Origin of the sequence: Butyrivibrio sp. NC2007, from assembly GCF_000421405.1 — a bacterium.
Classification (GTDB): Bacteria; Bacillota; Clostridia; order Lachnospirales; family Lachnospiraceae; genus Butyrivibrio.
This window is the reverse complement of sequence record NZ_ATWY01000015.1, coordinates 39,889-57,390: the sequence shown is the minus strand read 5'-3', so window position 1 is coordinate 57,390 and position 17,502 is coordinate 39,889. Positions and strand designations below refer to the sequence as shown.

The following is a 17,502-nucleotide window of genomic DNA, read 5'->3' as shown; positions in this document are numbered from 1 at the left end:
AATTAATGCAGAAGATTTTGGTGGTGAGTGATACTCACGGACATGACAACAATTTTTATGATGTGCTGGATATAGAAGAGCCGGTGGATGGCATTATTCATTGTGGTGATTTTGAGGGCTCGGAGGGGAAATTTGCTCTTGCAGCAAACTGCCCTGTGTACTTCGTTGCCGGAAACAATGACTTTTTTGCCGACCTCAAGAGGGAGATAGAGTTCGACCTTGGCGGGCATCACTGCTTTGCTACTCACGGCCATCACTATCTGGTTTCCATGGATCTGGAGAACATTAAATCCGAGGGGATTTCCAGAGGGGCTGACATGATATTTTTTGGCCACACACATAAACCCGTTGCAAAATATGTGGACGGTGTTTACCTCTTTAATCCCGGAAGTTTATCCTATCCAAGACAGGAAGGAAGGCGTCCGAGCTACCTTGTGATCACCTTAAAAGACAGTGGGGACGTGGCTTTCGAAATAAAATATCTTTAATTTAAAAATTGTGTTGACAACTAATTCCGTACCGTTATATAATAGCTATTGCGTTACGGCTTAAGATGTTAAGCTTGCAGAACGGGGTGTGGCTCAGCTTGGCTAGAGCACCTGCTTTGGGAGCAGGGGGTCGCAGGTTCGAATCCTGTCACCCCGATTTAATCCATCAAGCCGTCAACTGAATACACACGCGGGTGTAGTTCAATGGTAGAACACCAGCCTTCCAAGCTGGATACGTGGGTTCGATTCCCATCACCCGCTCTCACCGAAAGGTGACAGCACATGTGTCCGTAGCTCAGCTGGATAGAGCAACGGCCTTCTAAGCCGTGGGTCGGGGGTTCGAATCCCTTCGGGCACATTTTTATATGGTGGCTATAGCGTAGTTGGTTAACGCGCCAGATTGTGGTTCTGGAGACCGAGGGTTCGAGTCCCTCTAGCCACCCTCAGTTCACAGTAGTTACTGCTGATAATGGGCCATCGCCAAGCGGTAAGGCACAGCACTTTGACTGCTGCATACGACGGTTCGAATCCGGCTGGCCCAGTTTCCTAGCTTTTTTGAGCCGCATTTTTGTTTATATGGGATACTAGCTCAGGTGGTAGAGCACTTGACTTTTAATCAAGTTGTCGGGGGTTCGAATCCCCCGTGTCTCATTCGATCCCTATTCTTTAGAGAGTAGGGATTTTGTTGTTTATGCGGATATGGCGGAATTGGCAGACGCGCTGGATTTAGGTTCCAGTGGGCGACCGTGCAGGTTCAAGTCCTGTTATCCGCACGAAAAAGGCGTTTCATGAATTATCATGAAGCGCCTTTTTTATTTCCTAAAATGATTCAAATAAAGGGATTATAGAACCTGCTTCCGTTTATGGCCGTAAGAGCGATAGAAGTCGCAAATAGGAGCGCGCACACGATGATGCAGAGATAATCCAGCGGCTTAAATTTCTGGGCCATATACCAGGTTCTTTTCTTATTTTTACCAAAGCACCTCAGCTCCATGGCATTTGATATGATCTCGATCCTGTCCATACTGCTCAGAATAAGAGGAATAAGGATGGCGGAAGCTGATTTAAGGCGTTTAACCAGAGATGCCTTTTTGCTGAGCTCAACGCCCCTTGCCTGCGAAGCCTGACTGATCTCGTGATACTGCTTCTGAATGTCAGGTATGTAGCGAAGAGCCAGTGCAACTGAGTAGGACACGGAGTAGCTGACTCCGATCTTATTCAGGGAAGCGGCGAATTCGCTTGGGTTTGTTGTGCAGACGAATAGAAGCACGAAGGGGATCGTCGCAAAGTATTTAAGTATATAGTTGAACTGGAAAAAGAGCTGTTCGGCTGTCGGTGCAAAGTGTCCGGTGAGCCCGAATAAATAAGTACAGGTGCCGTAAACAGTTGTGCCATGCTGAGGTGAGAACACATATACCAAAACGGTGTTCAGTACCAGAAATACAAGAGTAAACCACAGCATGAAGGATACGTCTTTTATCCCGATCTTACCGACAGGGAAAAGAGCTATTCCAAGAACTGCCAGCACCACAAGTAGCCTGGTGTCGTAAGTCGTCATGGCAGCAAGGCTCCAGAGCAGCAGACACACAAGCTTCGTTGCGCCCGTTAGGTTATGTATCGGAGATTCTTTTTCAATATAGTTAAAGAGATTATTCATGCTTTCTTACGTTCTTTCTCTCGTAATAAATAAAACTCTGGACAAAGCCGGTTCCGTCACTGATATCACAGCTTCCTGCAAGATGATAAAGGCTTGTCTCTTTAAGGCTTGCTCTGTCTACAATATCTTTGTTTGTCAGGACCTCGGCGCAGCTCATATCGGCAATTATACGTCCATCTGAAAAGACAATGCTCCTGTCCGCATATTCCAACATAAGGTGCATGTCGTGAGTGATCATGACAATGGTGATGCCTCTTTCGTTTAGTCCCTTTAAGAACTCCATGATCTTGGTGTAATTTCTGTAATCCTGTCCGGCTGTTGGCTCGTCCAGGATCATCATGTCGGGTTCAAGGACAAGAATGGAGCAGATGGTAACTCTCTTTTTCTGGCCGTAGCTGAGCGCTGAAATCGGCCAGTTGCGCATCTTATAAAGTCCGCAGATATCAAGAGCCTTTTCTACTCTTGTCTTAACTTCGTCTTCCGGAACGCCTCTGAGCCTAAGACCCATGGCAACTTCATCGAAGATCATGACGTTGGAGATCATCTGATTGGGATTTTGCATTACATAGCCCACATGCTCGGCGCGCTCTTTAATGGAAAGAGTGGCAAAATCCAGGCCGTCAAACATTATGGTTCCGTGGTCCTGGGTTTCCATACCGCAGATGACCTTGGAGAAGGTGGACTTTCCGGCGCCGTTGGTGCCTACGATGGCTACCATTTCCCCTTTATTTATGCTGACGGATATATCATTCAGGGTCCGCTTATTTGTCTTTTCATAGGTAAAAGACAAGTCGGCTACCTCCAGCAGTTTATCAGAGGTGGAAGACTTCTCTTTTGCCTGATTCTGATTGAAGAAATCTCTTACCTTTTCCTTGTGATCGTCTGACAGAGTGAGTCCTGTCAGAGATGAAGGATGAATATCAGGGGATATCTCTATTCCTGCATATTTAAGCGCGGTAAGATACAGAGGCTCCCTGACTCCGCAGTCTGCAAGGCGTTTGCTGGACAGAAGCTCATCGGGAGAAGTGTCGGAGACAATGCGCCCCTCATTCATCAGAACGACTCTGTCGATGGGCCTGTGGAGGACATCTTCTATACGGTGCTCGATGATGATGACGGCTGCTCCGGTTCTCTTTTGGAGATCGTCGATGAGTTCAATGGCCTGTTTGCCGGTCTTGGGGTCAAGGTTTGCAAGTGGCTCATCAAAGAGAAACAGATCCACGTCACTTACCATTACACCGCCTACAGATACGCGCTGCTTTTGTCCGCCGGAGAGCTCGAAGGGAGCATGCCTTAGGACTGCCTTAAGGTTTAGGATATCCGCAATCTCTTTTACCCTGTCCTTCATGGCGCCCTGTTCGATACAGTCGTTCTCAAGGGCAAAAGCCAGATCCTCGGCAACGGTCATGCCTACAAACTGTGCGTCGCTGTCCTGAAGTACCGTGCCCACGATGTGGGAGATATCAAACAGTGACATATCCCTTGACTCTTTGCCGTCGATAAGAAGAGATCCTGTGATCTCGCCTTTGTAGGAGAAGGGAATAAGGCCGTTTATCAGGTTTGCCATGGTGGACTTTCCGCAACCGGAAGGACCTGCGATGAGAACCTTTTCGCCTTTTTCAATCTTCAGATTAATATTATAGAGCGTAGGGTTTGCCTGCGCTCTATACTGAAATCCCAGTTCTTTAAATTCAATGATAGTCTTACTCAATTTTCTTCCTTTAAGCTACCCTTCTTAGGAATGGTCTTGGAATAAGCGATGCAAAGAAGTGTGCCTACGATAGCTGTTGTGATGATGTTGATGATAGCACCTGTAACACCCTGAAGGAATACCTTGTTTACAGGCTCCTGGAACATGAGAATATCAAGACATGGAGCAATGCCGATCCAGGCAAGCGCATGAGAAATAGCCTGCGCTACGTTGAAGGTGATGATTCCCTTTACACCGAACTCGCCTTCGTCAACTTTGAGCTTGCTACTGAAGATTCCCATGAGGCAGCCAAATGCTGCGGAAGCGATAACCCAGCTCCACCATACGCCCCAGCCAAAGCTGAAGTCGATAAAGAAGTGTCCGATAAGTCCCGCAAGAGCACCTGCAAGAGGTCCGAATACAGCGGCGATGAATGCCAGAAGTCCGTACTGGATTGAAATGTTAGTGTTCGGCACCGGGCTTGGAATTGCAACAAATCTTCCGAGAACAAAGAAGAGAGCTGCGCCAATGGCAATTGCAACAATTGTTTTAACAGTGAATTTCCTCATACAATTTCCTCCTTGGTATCACAATATAAAATTATTATACAACAAAATGTTATTTACTTTTATAGGTATTTTCGTATAATAGGTTAGCGAGGAGTTAGAAATAGAAAAAAACATGAAGAATAACAACATTATCGAAGGACCCATTTGGAAGAACATGCTCTCGTATTTCTTTGCACTTCTTCTGGGGGCCTTTTTTCAACAGTTTTACAATACAATAGACGCGGTCATTGTCTCAAGGGCAGTAAGCAGCGATGCTCTGGGAGCTGTAGGCGGATCGGCGGCCATGATAGTCAATCTGTTCGTCGGCTTTTTTATGGGACTTTCCTCCGGCGCGGCGGTAGTAATTTCACAGTACTACGGCGCTGCCAGAAAAGAAGAGGTAGAGAAGGCGGTTCATACTTCAATCGCGCTGGCTATGGCAGGAGGGCTTGTGATCACCCTGATCGGCGTTTTGGCATCGCCCTGGATAATCAGGACCATGAACACGCCCATCGAGCAGGAAGCGGCTTCTATCATCTATCTGCGCATATACTTCCTTGGAATGATCCCGAACCTTGTTTATAACATGGGCGCCGGAATATTAAGGGCGGTGGGAGACTCCAAGAGACCACTTATCATCCTGGTTATCAGTAGTTTCTTTAATATCATTCTGGACCTTTTGTTTGTTATAGGACTTGGATTTGGTAAAAGAGGTGATGTATACGGCGTTACGGGTGTGGCTGTCGCTACGATCCTAAGTCAGCTCATCAGCGCTGTTCTGGTTATGGCGATGCTCGCAAGGAGTGAGGATTCCTACAGGCTTACCCTTACAAAGATCAGGTTTGACGGACAGCTCCTTGGAAAGATAGTCCGTATAGGAATTCCTGCAGGGCTTCAGTCGACCATGTACACCCTTTCAAACATTCTTATCCAGGCGGCCATAAACGGCTTTGGAAAAGACGCAACCAGCGCCTGGGCAGCGTATGGCAAGATCGACGTGCTCTTCTGGATGACCATGAATTCTCTGGGAACTGCCGTGACAACCTTTGCTGGACAAAACTACGGTGTAGGACGCTATGACAGAGTCAGAAGATCTGCAAGAGAAGGCGCTCTTATAGCATTGATATTGACGATTCCGCTGAGTACTTTCCTGTGCGTGTTTGGGGAGTTTATATTAAGGATATTTGTTAAGAATGAAGAGGTTATCAGGATCGGGTTCCAGATGATAAGATTTCTGGCTCCGTTTTACGTGATATACATCGGTGTTGAGATTTTCTCGGGAGTTCTAAGGGGCATGGGAGATGCTCTTTTCCCGATGATCATTACCATGAGTGGTGTATGTGTCCTCAGGGTTTTGTGGATACTGTTTGCGTTCCCGATGAACAGAACACTGGAGATGGTGGAGATGAGCTACCCCATTACGTGGGCTGTGACATCGATGCTGTATTTGGTGTACTACAATATTTTTATTCGGAAACATAAGATTATCTAAGAAAAGTAAGTCAGGGGGACGGTTCGGTTTGGCGTGAGTCAGCGGGGACGTTTCAGTTTGACTCATTTTGATTCGCAAAATGAGTCAAACTGAAACGTCCCCGCTGACTCACGCCAAACTGAACCATCCCCAGTGACTCACTTCTCTGATTTCATAAAAAGACCAAGGGAATTGTTTCCCTTGGTCTTTATTTTAATTGCCTGCTGCTACGTTCTCCGGAACCTGGTCAACCACGGTCTCCTGAGCCGGCTGTTCCGCCGGAGCACCTTCGCCTGCTGCAGCAGCTGCTGCGGCAGCTGCGTCCTGGAGAAGTTGCCTCTCGCCCTGGATGATGCCTTCGATGCCCTCCTGCTGCATGTATTCGGGAGTGTGACGACACTGGTTTAGCACCATAACGGTTTCTCCGTTTTCATTGGTAGTAGTTGTATATGCCGAATTACCCGGCGTGTAGTTTACAAAGCCTGACTGAAGTGCCGGTGGAACTTCAGGTGTAAGTTCAAATACGCCCTGTGCCTTGAAAGGACACTGCTCTGTAGCAGGAAGTCCGTCGAGAGCACATATTGTTCCGCCGTAGTGTACATCGCAGCTCTCTGTTGGAACTGTACCTTCCTCAAAGTACTCGGAGATGAGAGTTCCGTCGCAAAGGCCTGCTATAGGCTGTTTTCCAGATCTTGCACAAACTGTGGCGGATACGATTCCGCTTGGAGTGGTGAATGAGGAATAAGGAAGGTCCTTGTGAACCTGCTCCATAACCTTTCTCCACATGGTCTTTGCAAGGTTCTTCTCTGCTGAAACAGTCATCTTGGCGTTGTTGTCATAACCTGCCCAGGTTGTTGCTGTGTAGTAGTTAGTGTAACCAGCAAACCAAACGTCGTTGTAGTCTGAGGTTGTACCTGTCTTACCTGCAATGGCTGTGGTTCCGAAGTTTACAGAACCACCGGTACCACTGGTGACAACGTCCTGCATTGCACTTGTCAGAAGGAAAGCGGTTGTCTCTTTTAAAACACGCTTTGATTCAGGCAAGGTATTATCTAAAATAACATTTCCGTCGTGATCAACAATCTTGGTGTAGAGCTTGGGCTTGATGTATACACCGCCGTTGGCGATAGAAGCATAAGCTGCATTCAGCTCAAAGTTCTTAACACCCTTGGTAAGTCCGCCCAGAGCCGTTGACTGCTGGATATCGGAGAAGATCTGTCCGTTGATCTCTTCTTTTTCTACAAGGGTCGTGAATCCGAAGTTCTTAAGGTAATCAAAACCAAGCTGAGGAGTAATGAGCGTAAGGGCTTCAACTGCGATTACGTTCATGGAATCCCTGATGGCTGATCTTACTGTGTTAAGGCCTCTGTAGGATGAACCCCACCAGTTTCTAACAAGCGTTCCGTTGGCGTAGGCAAACGGAGCATCATTAAATACTGTAGCAAGAGTAAGTCCTGCGCTGTCGATACCGGGAGCATAGGTTGAAAGAACCTTGTAGGTTGAACCCGGCTGACGGTAGGAGTCGGTAGCACGGTTGAGGGTACGGCTGGCAGTCTTTTGACCACGTCCGCCTACCATGGCTACGATATAACCTGTGGACTGTTCCTCAACAGTGATTGAAACCTGTGGCTGAGGAGTCAGGGTGATCTTCTCGCCCAGAACCTCGTCGCCTTCGTTCATGACTACGGACTTGTATTCCTCAATAGCAGCTTCTGCTGACTCATGGGAGTCATAGATCATGTTAAAAGAGCTCTTTTGCTGCTTAAAGTATGACTGGAACATCTCACTGCTGTGATTGGTCACGGTTCCGTCAGGAGCCTGTACTGAAAGCTCGTAAGCAAGAAGGTACTTGGTGCCTTCGGGGTAATTACTCTCATCCTGGAATACGGAATCACAGATTCTCTGGATGTCCGGATCCTGTGTCGAATAAATCTTAAGACCGCCACTGTAGAGAAGGGTGTAGGCCTGAGTCTCGTTGTAACCTGCTGCAATAAGATCATCGATAACGTCGTTGGTAAGAGCATCTACAAAGTAGGAGTTGATGGTGGAATCTCCGCCGGTCTCCTGGTTGACGTTCTGGATCCTTGAATATACATCATCTGCAAGAGCAGTGTCATACTCAATCTGGGTGATGAACTTGTGCTTGAGCATGTTGTTAAGGACCTTGGTACGACGCTCGGCGTTCTTTTCGGGATGGGTGATGGGGTTAAACCTGCTCGGATTCTGAGTGATGGCAGCAATTACTGCGCACTCTGAAAGGTTAAGGTCTGAAACAGGCTTGTTGAAATATCTAAGTGATGCAGCCTGTACACCCAGTGTGTTCTGGCCAAGGTTGATGGTGTTCATGTAGTTGAGAAGGATATCCTCCTTGGACATTCTCTTCTCAAGCTGAACGGCCAGGTACTGCTCCTGAATCTTACGCTTTACACTCTGCAGAAATGTCTCGTCTGTCCATCCGGAGAATACGCTGTTCTTTAAGAGCTGCTGGGTAATGGTAGAAGCACCCTGTGAGAAATCACGGGTTGTGATACCTACATAACCTGCACGGATGATACCCTGGATATCAATACCGTTGTGCTCATAGAATCTCTCGTCCTCAATGGCAACAAAGGCCTTTGAGAGGAGCTCGGGAATCATGTCCCCTGTAACCGGGATACGGTTTGAATCTGTTGATACGAGCTTGGCAATCTGATTGCCGTCGGTGTCATAGACGAAGGTTGAAAAACCTCTCGGCGTAACATCAATATTTGAAATATCCGGAGCATTGTCTCTTATTCCGTTGAAAACACCGATTCCCGCACTTGATCCGATAATTACTACTCCAAGGATCAGCGCCAGCATAATATAAAAACCGAAAAGACTGAATTTCTTTCCCCATTTGTCGGTACCGGAGTTCAGCGCTCTTGCCTGCTGCACGATACCTCTTTTACCATAGTTCATATACTTTCCTCGCATATTTTTAAAACTATTAAACCAATCTATTATACCACATCCCTCGTTTTGAGCAAAATTATGGTATACTCACTTTATGAGCAGAGAATCTTACAAAGTCATAACTAAAGACGGAGTCGGCGAGATCGTCGAGAAAAAGTCTCGATTCATCGGCGCTGTTTACAACGTCGAGAGCACTGACGAGGCCGAGGCAAAGATCGCGGAAATATCCAAGAAGTACTGGGATGCGAGGCACAATTGCTACGCCTATGTAATAGGAGAGAACAGCGAGATCTCAAAGTGCAGCGATAACGGCGAACCTTCGGGAACAGCAGGAAAGCCTATACTTGAAGTCATAAACGGAGCAGGGATCACCAATGCCCTGATAATTGTCACAAGGTATTTCGGAGGAGTGCTCCTTGGCACGGGAGGCCTTGTCAGGGCCTACACTCAGGCAGCACAGGCGGCTCTTGCAGATGCTGAGGTGGGGGAAAAGGTCTTTTCCCAAAAGCTCACACTGACCGTTGGCTATAACATGATAAATAATGTCCAGTATTACCTTGGACAGAATAACATAGCTATCGCAGATTCAAGATATGAAGCGGATGTAAGCTTTGATATCTGCGTAAAAGAGTCGGACCTTGAGACCATAAAAAATGGCCTGACGCAAAAGTGCGAAGGCCAGATAAACATCACCGAAGGTGACAAGGGCTACTACATATTATAAAAGAAAAAAGCAAGAACCGAATTAACCGGTCCTTGCTTTTATTATTATCAGTTGTTCTTCTTGAAGCCTGCTCTCTTACGAAGTGTAGGATCAAGAATTCTCTTACGGATTCTGAGACTTGTAGGTGTTACCTCAAGGAGCTCGTCGTTGTCGATGAACTCGATGCACTGCTCAAGGCTCATTACACGAGGTGGAACGAGACGAAGTGCTTCATCGGATGCAGATGTTCTTGTGTTTGTGAGGTGCTTGGTCTTGCATACGTTAACCTCAACATCCTCGCTCTTTCCGCTGGTTCCGATGACCATTCCTGAATATACCTTGTCACCTGTCTTGATAAAGAGCTGTCCACGGTCCTGAGCATTGAAAAGACCGTATGCAGTTGCTTCACCGTTCTCGAATGCGATAAGGGATCCTGTCTTACGATAGTTCATATCTCCCTTGTAAGGTGCATATCCGTCGAAGATTGTATTGATGATTCCGTTACCCTTTGTATCTGTCATGAACTCACCACGATATCCGATAAGTCCGCGGGAAGGAATGTTGAACTCGATTCTTGTGTAGCCACCGTTTCCGGCACCCATGTTTACAAGCTCACCCTTTCTCTCGCCGAGTTTCTGGATAACGCTTCCTGAGAACTCGTCGGGAACGTCGATGTAGCACTTCTCCATAGGTTCAAGCTTGTGGCCCTGCTCGTCTGTGTGGTAGATAACCTCGGCCTTACTTACTGCAAACTCAAAGCCTTCACGACGCATGGTCTCGATAAGAACTGAAAGGTGAAGCTCACCTCTTCCTGAAACCTTGAAGGTCTCTGTTGTATCTGTATCTTCAACTCTTAAGGATACGTCTGTGTTGAGCTCCTTGTAGAGTCTGTCACGAAGGTGACGGCTGGTTACGTACTTACCTTCCTGTCCTGCAAGAGGAGAGTCGTTAACAATGAAGTTCATTGAAATTGTAGGCTCTGAGATCTTCTGGAAAGGAATTGCAACCTGATTATCAACTGAGCAAAGTGTATCACCGATTTTAAGGTCCTCGATACCTGAGATGGCAACGATGGAACCGATCTTGGCTTCCTGAACCTCAACTCTTCCAAGTCCGTCGTACTCATAGAGCTTACCGATCTTGGTCTTAACGCGGCGCTCAGGGTCGTGGTGGTTTACAACAACGACTTCCTGGTTAACCTTAACAACGCCGTTGTCTACCTTACCTACACCGATACGTCCAACGTACTCGTTGTAGTCGATGGTGCTGATAAGTACCTGTGTGCTGGCCTCAGGATCGCCTACAGGAGCAGGAATGTAATTGATGATAGTATCGAGAAGAGGCTTCATATCTGTGCCTGCCTCATCAAGGCTAAGTGAAGATGTACCTGCCTTGGCTGATGCAAATACGAATGGGCAGTCGAGCTGCTTGTCATCAGCGCCAAGGTCCATGAGAAGTTCAAGAACCTCATCGATAACATCATTAGGTCTTGCCTCGGGTCTGTCGATCTTGTTGATACATACGATAACGGGAAGTCCCAGTTCCATAGCCTTTCCAAGAACGAACTTGGTCTGGGGCATAGGACCTTCGAAAGCGTCAACTACAAGGATAACGCCGTTAACCATCTTAAGTACACGCTCAACCTCTCCGCCGAAATCAGCATGGCCGGGGGTGTCGATGATGTTGATCTTGATATCTTTGTATGTGATAGCTGTATTCTTAGACATGATGGTGATTCCACGCTCTTTTTCAATATCGCCGGAATCCATAACACGCTCAACAACCTCCTGACCTTCACGGAATATTCCGCTCTGACGAAGAAGTCCGTCTACAAGAGTAGTCTTACCATGGTCTACATGGGCAATGATCGCTACGTTCCTTACATCATTTCTAGTCTGCTTCATAAATCTTTTGTCTCCTTAATATAGAAAAAACACATTCATTTCAAACTAAGGAATTATAGCACGCGTATATTACTTGTTCAACATAAAAATTTCACAGAAAACAAGGGCCTTTTATGATAAAATTAAGCATGGTTGCGCAAAAAGTAACCAATTTGTGAAAGAAAAGGGGAAAAAATGAAGGCGAAATTTTCAACATATTTAAATGATATCGCGCCTGGTTTGAAAGACCTTATAGCAGAACTTGCAAAGAGTTATGACTATGTAAGCGTTCTTTCAACGGATTCCGTTGGCTTTAATGTCAGGGTTTCACAGCGCGTTAAGTCCGTGAGCGGATCGACACTTACCACTGAGAGAGGAAACGTCATCAGGGTCTACAAGGATGGCCTTTACAGCGAATACTCTTTTAACAGATTTGATCCTGAGAGGGCAAAAGACATGGCGGCTGAAGTGAGGGGCGTTCTTGATGCCCAGATGTCCGTCCTTGCGGCAACTAAGTCTGAAATCTACAACACTCCCAAGCTTGATGATGAGAAGCAGGAGCTCTTTGTGGAGATGGAGACAGGCTCGCTTCCTGAGGAGACAGATCTTTCAGCCCTGGTTGACAAGCTCCAGAAATTCAGCGATGAGGGCGTTTCTCTCTCCGATGAAGTCATCGACTGCAACTGCGTGGCTCAGTCAACTCATATCTGCAAGATGTTCCTTACAGCTAATAAGGATCTTCGTCAGAGCTATGTTTATTCAGAGGGAGCTGTATTCATGATCGGCGCAAGGGATGGCAAGAGCGACCAGTCCTTCAGCGGAATCTCTGACAGGCTGGGACCTGAGATCTTTGACGGAATGGGAGAGGTGGTAAAAGAGAGCTTTAGAGGACTTAACGATACTCTCGGTGCCGACCACGTTATCCCCGGCGAGTATGAGATCATCACAACTCCCGAGATCTCCGGACTCATTGCCCATGAGGCTTTTGGCCATGGCGTTGAGATGGATATGTTTGTTAAAAAGAGAGCTCTCGGAGCAGAGTATATCGAAAGAAGAGTCGGCTCAGACATCGTTACCATGCATGAGGGAGCAAAGTGCGTAAGAGACGTTACCAGCTATGCCTTTGATGATGAAGGAACTCCTGCAGGCGATGTTGTAGAGATCGACAAGGGAATCCTTAAGACCGGTGTCTGCGATGCTCTCGCAGCCTTAAGGCTCGGAACAAAGCCCACAGGAAACGGCAAGAGAGAGAACTTCGAGCACAAGGTTTACACCAGAATGACCAATACTATGTTTGATCCCGGAACTTCCACCAAGGAAGAGATGATAAAGAGCGTTAAGAAGGGCTATCTTCTTGACGGAATGGATTCAGGTATGGAGGATCCCAAGCACTGGGGAATTCAGTGCATCGTGGCAAGAGGATACGAGATCATTGACGGTAAGCTCACAGGCAAGGTTGTTTCACCTGTTATCATGACCGGATATGTGCCCGATCTTCTGGGCTCAATTTCCATGGCCAGCACAGACTACGAATCCTATGGAAACGGCGCCTGCGGTAAAGGACACAAGGAATGGGTCAAGACCGTTGACGGAGGCCCATATCTTAAAGCCGTAGCGAAACTTGGATAAAAGGGGAAACAGATAATGACAGATAGAATAATTGAACTTTTAAAAGCTCAGGGTGTTGACGGCTTTGAAGTTACAGATAAATGCACAAGCGCCTGGGAGTTTTACTTTATAAAGCACGAGCTGGACCAGAACAGAGTCCGTGATGTCGAGCATATCGGTGTCACAGTTTACAGAAAGCATGAGGATGGGAAATTCCTTGGAAGCGCAACTCAGGAGATATCACCCACAGCATCAGAAGAGGAAGCTAAGAAGATAATAGCCGATCTCTACGAGAGAGCCCAATATGTAAAGAACCCATACTACGAGCTCAACAAAAAGAAGGTGGAGGGCGGCGGAGAGAAGTTTGATCCCGCGCAGATGGCCAGGGACTTCATCGAAGCTATGCAGCAGATTCCCGAAACTTCAGGTGAGGATATCAACTCCTACGAGATTTTTGCAGAGAGCAACACAAGAAGATACGTAAACTCAGAGGGCGTTGATGTTACTGTCAGCTACCCCAGCTCAACGGTGGAAGTCGTTGTAAACGCAAGAAACGATGAGCACGAGATTGAGCTTTATCGTATGTATACTTCAGGAACCTGCGACAAGGACAACCTGGTAAAAGAGATCTCGAAGACCCTAAGCTTTGGTAAGGACAGACTTGTAACGGTTCCGACACCAGCACTGGATAAGGCGACAGTTCTTTTTACAACAGCTGATGCGGTAGAAATCTTCAAGTGGTTTGCCATGAAGATGCACGCAGCCTTTAAGTACCGCGGATACTCAGACTGGGAGAAGGGTAAGGCCATCTGCGAAAATGTAGAAGGTGATACTTTCACCATCAAGGCAGTAAAAGACCTTCCCAATTCCTCATATAATGCACCTGTAGATTCTCAGGGCGCTGAGATACGTGACATGTATATCTTAAAGGAAAACGTTCCGGAGAACTTCTGGGGAGATGCTCAGTTCAGATACTACCTCGGCGTTACGGATTCCTTTATAGCAAGTAACTTCGCTGCTGAAGGCGGATCACTTTCAGAGAGCGAACTCAGGTGTGGCAACTACCTTGAGCCCGTTGAGTTCTCAGACTTCAGTGTGGACCCAATAACAGGAGACATCGCAGGAGAGATAAGGCTTGCTTACTGGCATGAGGGAGATAAGGTAACACCTGTAAGCGGAGGCTCTGTTTCCGGAACTCTCTCAGACCTTATAAAGAATGTAAGACTCTCAAAAGAGCTTAAGCAGTATGACACAACTCTTATTCCAAGTGCCGTAAAGATAGAAAACGTCACTGTTACAGGAGCTTAAGGCCGATCATTTAATGCTGACTTTATGGTAAAAAATGCCTATGTATTGACAGGTTATTGACCTGCGTTGTACTATTTAAAAAACACATAAGACATTAGATAGAGGTTGCATATTTAATGAGTAACTTCGCGGATGCTACAGGAGCAGGTGAAACGAAGTGGAAGGTAAATATGCCGAAAGGTTCAGTGACCTGTAAGCTGAATGCTTGGGCATACAGTTAAGAGCTGTATGACTGTCATCGCAAGATGGGGCGCTATCAATAAGCTTAATCATTATGGCTATTTTTTGTTAGGCTTTTGGCGGCTCATCAGAATATCTGATGAGCCTTTCTTTATCTAATTTGTTCACAGAAGGAGGAAAATATGGCTATATTTAAGGGCGCTGGAGTTGCCATCGCGACTCCGTTCAAAGAAAATGGAGAGGTTAATTACGAGGAGTTCGAGAGACTGATCGAATTCCAGATCGCAAACGGAACAGATGCCATCATCGTCTGCGGAACAACAGGCGAGGCAGCAACCATGTCAGAAAAAGAGCACATGGAAGTAGTTAAGTTCTGTATCGACAAGGTGGCAAAGAGAATCCCTGTCATCGCCGGAACAGGTTCTAACTGCACAGAGACAGCAATCGAGCTTTCAAAGCTTGCAGAGGAGTACGGAGCAGATGGTGTTCTTCAGGTAACTCCATATTACAACAAGGCTACTCAGGGCGGACTTATTGCTCACTTCTCAGCCATTGCAGATGCTATAAATATTCCGATCATTCTTTACAACGTACCCAGCAGAACAGGATGCAACATCCTTCCCGAGACAGCTGTCAAGCTTGCAAAAGAGCACAAGAACATCGTCGGCATCAAGGATGCAACAGGAAATATTTCCCAGACCATCAAGATGATGCAGCTTGCAGAGGGCGCAATCGACCTCTATTCAGGTGATGACGACCAGATCGTTCCAATCATGTCAGTTGGTGGACTTGGCGTAATCTCAGTTCTTTCAAACGTTGCACCAAGACAGACACACGAGATCTGCCAGAAGTGTTTAGACGGCGATTTTGCTGCAGCACGTGAGCTTCAGTTCAAGGCTTATCCTCTTGTAAAAGCTCTTTTCTCAGAAGTTAATCCTATCCCCGTTAAGTCAGCGCTTAAGATGATCGGATTTAACGCAGGACCGCTTCGCCTTCCTCTCACAGAGATGGAACCACAGAATCAGGAGAAGCTTAAAGAAGAGATGATAAAGTTCGGCCTGGAGGTTAAGTGATGGTAAAAATGATAATGCACGGCTGTAACGGCCGTATGGGTCATGTGATTATAGATCTCTGCAAGGAAGATCAGGATATTCAGGTAGTTGCAGGTGTAGATGCTTTTGGCGAGAACACTTACGATTTTCCTGTATTTAAGAGCCTTTCCGAGTGCAACATAGATGCAGATGTAATCGTTGATTTCTCAAATGCATCAGCAGTGGACGGACTTCTTGACTACTGCACAGATAAGGGCATTCCTGTAGTTCTCTGTTCAACAGGCCTTTCAGCGCAGCAGCTTGATAAGGTAAAAGAGGCTTCATCCAAGGTTGCAGTTCTTAAGTCAGCCAACATGTCTGTAGGTGTAAATGCACTTATCAAAGTGCTCAAGGAGGTTTCTCCTCTCTTTGCAGCAGCAGGCTTTGATATTGAGATCGTAGAGAAACACCACAACCAGAAGCTTGATGCTCCTTCGGGAACAGCTATTGCTCTGGCTGATTCGATCAATGAGTCTTTGAACAATGAGTATGAATATGTTAACGATAGAAGCACAAGAAGAGAAAAACGCCCTGTAAAAGAGATTGGAATCTCTGCAGTCCGTGGCGGAACCATCGTTGGTGATCATGATGTTATCTTTGCCGGTCACGACGAGGTCGTAACGCTTTCTCACAGAGCATATTCAAGAGCTATCTTTGGAAAGGGTGCCATTCAGGCAGCCAAGTTCCTGGCAGGAAAGAGCGCAGGAATGTACGATATGAGCGATGTACTTCAGTGAGGTTTGTGATACATGAGATTCAGGCCCTGTATTGATATTCACAACGGCAAAGTTAAACAGATAGTCGGATCGAGCCTACAAGATGAAGGAGATAGTGCTTCTGAGAACTTCGTGTCTGCAAGAGGCGCTGATTACTACGCCAGAATGTACAAGGAACTGGGACTGTTCGGAGGCCATATCATTCTGCTTAATCCCAAGGGAAGTCCTTTCTATGAGATGACTAAAAAGCAAGGAATATCGGCACTTACAGCAACTCCCGGGCTATTACAGATCGGCGGAGGCATTACGGATGAAAATGCCTTAGAGTTTATAGAAGCCGGGGCTTCGCATGTAATAGTCACTTCTTTTGTATTTAAGAATGGCCGTATCAATAAGACTAATCTTAAAAAGCTGGTAAAGGCAGTAGGAAAAGAGAGACTGGTTTTGGATCTCTCCTGTAAGAAAGTTGAAGATGATTACTTTGTAGTCACTGACAGATGGCAGAAGCTTACTGATGTTAAACTTGATGCAGATACTATGGATGATCTTTCGGACTACTGCGATGAATTTCTTATACATGCAGCTGATGTGGAAGGTAAACAGGAAGGCATAGAAGAAAATGTAGCCACAATCCTTGGACAATGGGCTAAAAAACCAGTGACCTACGCGGGTGGTATAAAGAGCTGCAGTGATATAGAGCTTTTGAAAAGACTTGGAAACGGAAAGGTCGACGCCACCGTGGGAAGTGCGCTTGATATCTTTGGCGGAAGCCTTAAGATGAAAGATGTAATAGAAGCGTGTAAATAAAAATAATAAGAAAACTCAAAAGAACCATCTGGTCTACACCAGATGGTTCTTATGATTAATCATTGTTACAATATTGCAAATTCAAAATAAATCTATTTTAGAATAAGGCACCTTGTAGTCTGATTAAATGCTTTAGTTACTCTGAATTAAAGCTTGTTTACGTTTACGGCCTGAGGTCCCTTTTCGCCCTGGATTACATCATACTCTACAGAAGCGCCCTCTTCGAGAGACTTGAAACCTTCCATGTTGAGTCCTGAATAATGTACGAATACATCATTTCCAGCCTCGTCAGAAATGAAGCCGTAACCCTTCTGGTTGTTGAACCACTTAACAGTACCTTTGTTCATCGTAATACCTCCAATAAAAATAAAAAAATAAAATGTTATGTTGTCTATGACAACATATTTACGATATCACA

General features: G+C 46.2%; 14 protein-coding genes, 7 tRNA genes and 1 riboswitch. Of the genes, 15 read left to right on the top strand and 6 right to left on the bottom strand.

The window, feature by feature from the left end:
• Window positions 1-5 precede the first annotated feature (5 nt).
• The 8 genes from G632_RS0112600 to G632_RS0112565 all read left to right on the top strand — a co-directional run bounded on the left by G632_RS0112600 (window position 6) and on the right by G632_RS0112565 (window position 1,261).
• Window positions 6-488 (top strand): metallophosphoesterase, encoded by a 483-nt coding sequence (locus G632_RS0112600; protein WP_022769632.1) that lies wholly within the window; start codon window positions 6-8, stop codon window positions 486-488.
• Window positions 489-570: 82 nt separating this feature from the next.
• Window positions 571-645, top strand: a tRNA-Pro gene (locus G632_RS0112595).
• A 33-nt stretch (window positions 646-678) separates the two neighbouring features.
• Window positions 679-749: transfer RNA gene (locus tag G632_RS0112590), tRNA-Gly, on the top strand.
• 23 nt (window positions 750-772) lie between these two features.
• Window positions 773-846 (top strand) — tRNA-Arg (locus G632_RS0112585).
• Window positions 847-856: 10 nt separating this feature from the next.
• Window positions 857-930 (top strand) — tRNA-His (locus G632_RS0112580).
• A 28-nt stretch (window positions 931-958) separates the two neighbouring features.
• A tRNA-Gln gene (locus tag G632_RS0112575) sits at window positions 959-1,030 on the top strand.
• Window positions 1,031-1,066: 36 nt separating this feature from the next.
• Window positions 1,067-1,139, top strand: a tRNA-Lys gene (locus G632_RS0112570).
• A gap of 42 nt (window positions 1,140-1,181) precedes the next feature.
• Window positions 1,182-1,261 (top strand) — tRNA-Leu (locus G632_RS0112565).
• Between the two features lie 56 nt (window positions 1,262-1,317).
• Here G632_RS0112565 and G632_RS0112560 read toward each other — a convergent pair.
• The 3 genes from G632_RS0112560 to G632_RS0112550 are packed head-to-tail and all read right to left on the bottom strand — an operon-like array spanning window position 1,318 to window position 4,404.
• The gene (locus G632_RS0112560) at window positions 1,318-2,145 is read right to left on the bottom strand and encodes an energy-coupling factor transporter transmembrane component T family protein (RefSeq protein ID WP_022769631.1); all 828 of its coding nucleotides are present in this window, start codon (window positions 2,143-2,145) and stop codon (window positions 1,318-1,320) included.
• Window positions 2,138-3,856 carry an ABC transporter ATP-binding protein gene (locus G632_RS0112555; protein WP_022769630.1) on the bottom strand — a complete coding sequence of 573 codons (1,719 nt, stop codon included), beginning with the start codon at window positions 3,854-3,856 and terminating at the stop codon, window positions 2,138-2,140. The genes G632_RS0112560 and G632_RS0112555 overlap by 8 nt, the downstream gene beginning before the upstream one ends.
• Window positions 3,853-4,404 carry an ECF-type riboflavin transporter substrate-binding protein gene (locus G632_RS0112550; RefSeq protein WP_022769628.1) on the bottom strand — a complete coding sequence of 184 codons (552 nt, stop codon included), beginning with the start codon at window positions 4,402-4,404 and terminating at the stop codon, window positions 3,853-3,855. Before G632_RS0112550 ends, G632_RS0112555 begins: the two co-directional genes overlap by 4 nt.
• Before the next feature lie 112 nt (window positions 4,405-4,516).
• Between G632_RS0112550 and G632_RS0112545 the strand changes: the two genes are divergently transcribed.
• Window positions 4,517-5,875, top strand: coding sequence for an MATE family efflux transporter (locus G632_RS0112545; RefSeq protein WP_022769627.1), 1,359 nt, complete (start codon window positions 4,517-4,519; stop codon window positions 5,873-5,875).
• Window positions 5,876-6,067: 192 nt separating this feature from the next.
• Here the strand turns inward: G632_RS0112545 and G632_RS19995 are convergent, their stop codons facing one another.
• Window positions 6,068-8,794, bottom strand: coding sequence for a transglycosylase domain-containing protein (locus tag G632_RS19995; protein WP_022769625.1), 2,727 nt, complete (start codon window positions 8,792-8,794; stop codon window positions 6,068-6,070).
• 88 nt (window positions 8,795-8,882) lie between these two features.
• On the opposite strand from G632_RS19995, the gene G632_RS0112535 reads away from it, so the two are divergent.
• Window positions 8,883-9,512, top strand: a complete 630-nt coding sequence (locus tag G632_RS0112535) for a YigZ family protein (protein ID WP_022769624.1) — start codon at window positions 8,883-8,885, stop codon at window positions 9,510-9,512.
• Window positions 9,513-9,559: 47 nt separating this feature from the next.
• On the opposite strand, the gene typA is transcribed toward G632_RS0112535, so the two are convergent.
• Entirely contained in the window at window positions 9,560-11,395 is a 1,836-nt protein-coding gene (gene typA / locus G632_RS0112530; RefSeq protein WP_022769623.1) for a translational GTPase TypA, read from the bottom strand.
• A 174-nt stretch (window positions 11,396-11,569) separates the two neighbouring features.
• Here typA and G632_RS0112525 point away from each other — a divergent pair, with 174 nt between their 5' ends.
• The 5 genes from G632_RS0112525 to hisA all read left to right on the top strand — a co-directional run bounded on the left by G632_RS0112525 (window position 11,570) and on the right by hisA (window position 17,084).
• A complete protein-coding gene (locus G632_RS0112525; protein WP_022769621.1) occupies window positions 11,570-13,003 on the top strand; it encodes a TldD/PmbA family protein in 1,434 nt (477 codons plus the stop codon).
• A gap of 15 nt (window positions 13,004-13,018) precedes the next feature.
• Window positions 13,019-14,290 carry a metallopeptidase TldD-related protein gene (locus tag G632_RS0112520; protein WP_022769620.1) on the top strand — a complete coding sequence of 424 codons (1,272 nt, stop codon included), beginning with the start codon at window positions 13,019-13,021 and terminating at the stop codon, window positions 14,288-14,290.
• Between the two features lie 91 nt (window positions 14,291-14,381).
• Window positions 14,382-14,554: riboswitch (Lysine riboswitch) on the top strand.
• 98 nt (window positions 14,555-14,652) lie between these two features.
• Window positions 14,653-15,543: a 4-hydroxy-tetrahydrodipicolinate synthase gene (dapA, locus tag G632_RS0112515; protein WP_022769619.1), complete on the top strand. Its 891-nt coding sequence runs from the start codon at window positions 14,653-14,655 to the stop codon at window positions 15,541-15,543.
• Window positions 15,543-16,298, top strand: coding sequence for a 4-hydroxy-tetrahydrodipicolinate reductase (dapB, locus tag G632_RS0112510; RefSeq protein WP_022769617.1), 756 nt, complete (start codon window positions 15,543-15,545; stop codon window positions 16,296-16,298). Before dapA ends, dapB begins: the two co-directional genes overlap by 1 nt.
• A gap of 12 nt (window positions 16,299-16,310) precedes the next feature.
• The gene (hisA, locus tag G632_RS0112505) at window positions 16,311-17,084 is read left to right on the top strand and encodes a phosphoribosylformimino-5-aminoimidazole carboxamide ribotide isomerase (RefSeq protein WP_022769616.1); all 774 of its coding nucleotides are present in this window, start codon (window positions 16,311-16,313) and stop codon (window positions 17,082-17,084) included.
• A 146-nt stretch (window positions 17,085-17,230) separates the two neighbouring features.
• Here hisA and G632_RS0112500 read toward each other — a convergent pair whose 3' ends face one another.
• On the bottom strand, window positions 17,231-17,431 hold the full coding sequence (locus G632_RS0112500; RefSeq protein ID WP_013281837.1) for a cold-shock protein: 201 nt from the start codon (window positions 17,429-17,431) through the stop codon (window positions 17,231-17,233).
• Window positions 17,432-17,502: the final 71 nt, after the last annotated feature.

Excerpts from the sequence above, each read along its gene's own strand:
- G632_RS0112600 (WP_022769632.1), top strand. The coding sequence starts at position 6 with ATGCAGAAGATTTTGGTGGTGAGTGATACTCACGGACATGACAACAAT.
- G632_RS0112560 (WP_022769631.1), bottom strand. The coding sequence starts at position 2,145 with ATGAATAATCTCTTTAACTATATTGAAAAAGAATCTCCGATACATAAC.
- G632_RS0112550 (WP_022769628.1), bottom strand. The coding sequence starts at position 4,404 with ATGAGGAAATTCACTGTTAAAACAATTGTTGCAATTGCCATTGGCGCA.
- G632_RS0112545 (WP_022769627.1), top strand. The coding sequence starts at position 4,517 with ATGAAGAATAACAACATTATCGAAGGACCCATTTGGAAGAACATGCTC.
- G632_RS19995 (WP_022769625.1), bottom strand. The coding sequence starts at position 8,794 with ATGAACTATGGTAAAAGAGGTATCGTGCAGCAGGCAAGAGCGCTGAAC.
- G632_RS0112535 (WP_022769624.1), top strand. The coding sequence starts at position 8,883 with ATGAGCAGAGAATCTTACAAAGTCATAACTAAAGACGGAGTCGGCGAG.
- typA (WP_022769623.1), bottom strand. The coding sequence starts at position 11,395 with ATGAAGCAGACTAGAAATGATGTAAGGAACGTAGCGATCATTGCCCAT.
- G632_RS0112525 (WP_022769621.1), top strand. The coding sequence starts at position 11,570 with ATGAAGGCGAAATTTTCAACATATTTAAATGATATCGCGCCTGGTTTG.
- G632_RS0112520 (WP_022769620.1), top strand. The coding sequence starts at position 13,019 with ATGACAGATAGAATAATTGAACTTTTAAAAGCTCAGGGTGTTGACGGC.
- dapA (WP_022769619.1), top strand. The coding sequence starts at position 14,653 with ATGGCTATATTTAAGGGCGCTGGAGTTGCCATCGCGACTCCGTTCAAA.
- dapB (WP_022769617.1), top strand. The coding sequence starts at position 15,543 with ATGGTAAAAATGATAATGCACGGCTGTAACGGCCGTATGGGTCATGTG.
- hisA (WP_022769616.1), top strand. The coding sequence starts at position 16,311 with ATGAGATTCAGGCCCTGTATTGATATTCACAACGGCAAAGTTAAACAG.
- G632_RS0112500 (WP_013281837.1), bottom strand. The coding sequence starts at position 17,431 with ATGAACAAAGGTACTGTTAAGTGGTTCAACAACCAGAAGGGTTACGGC.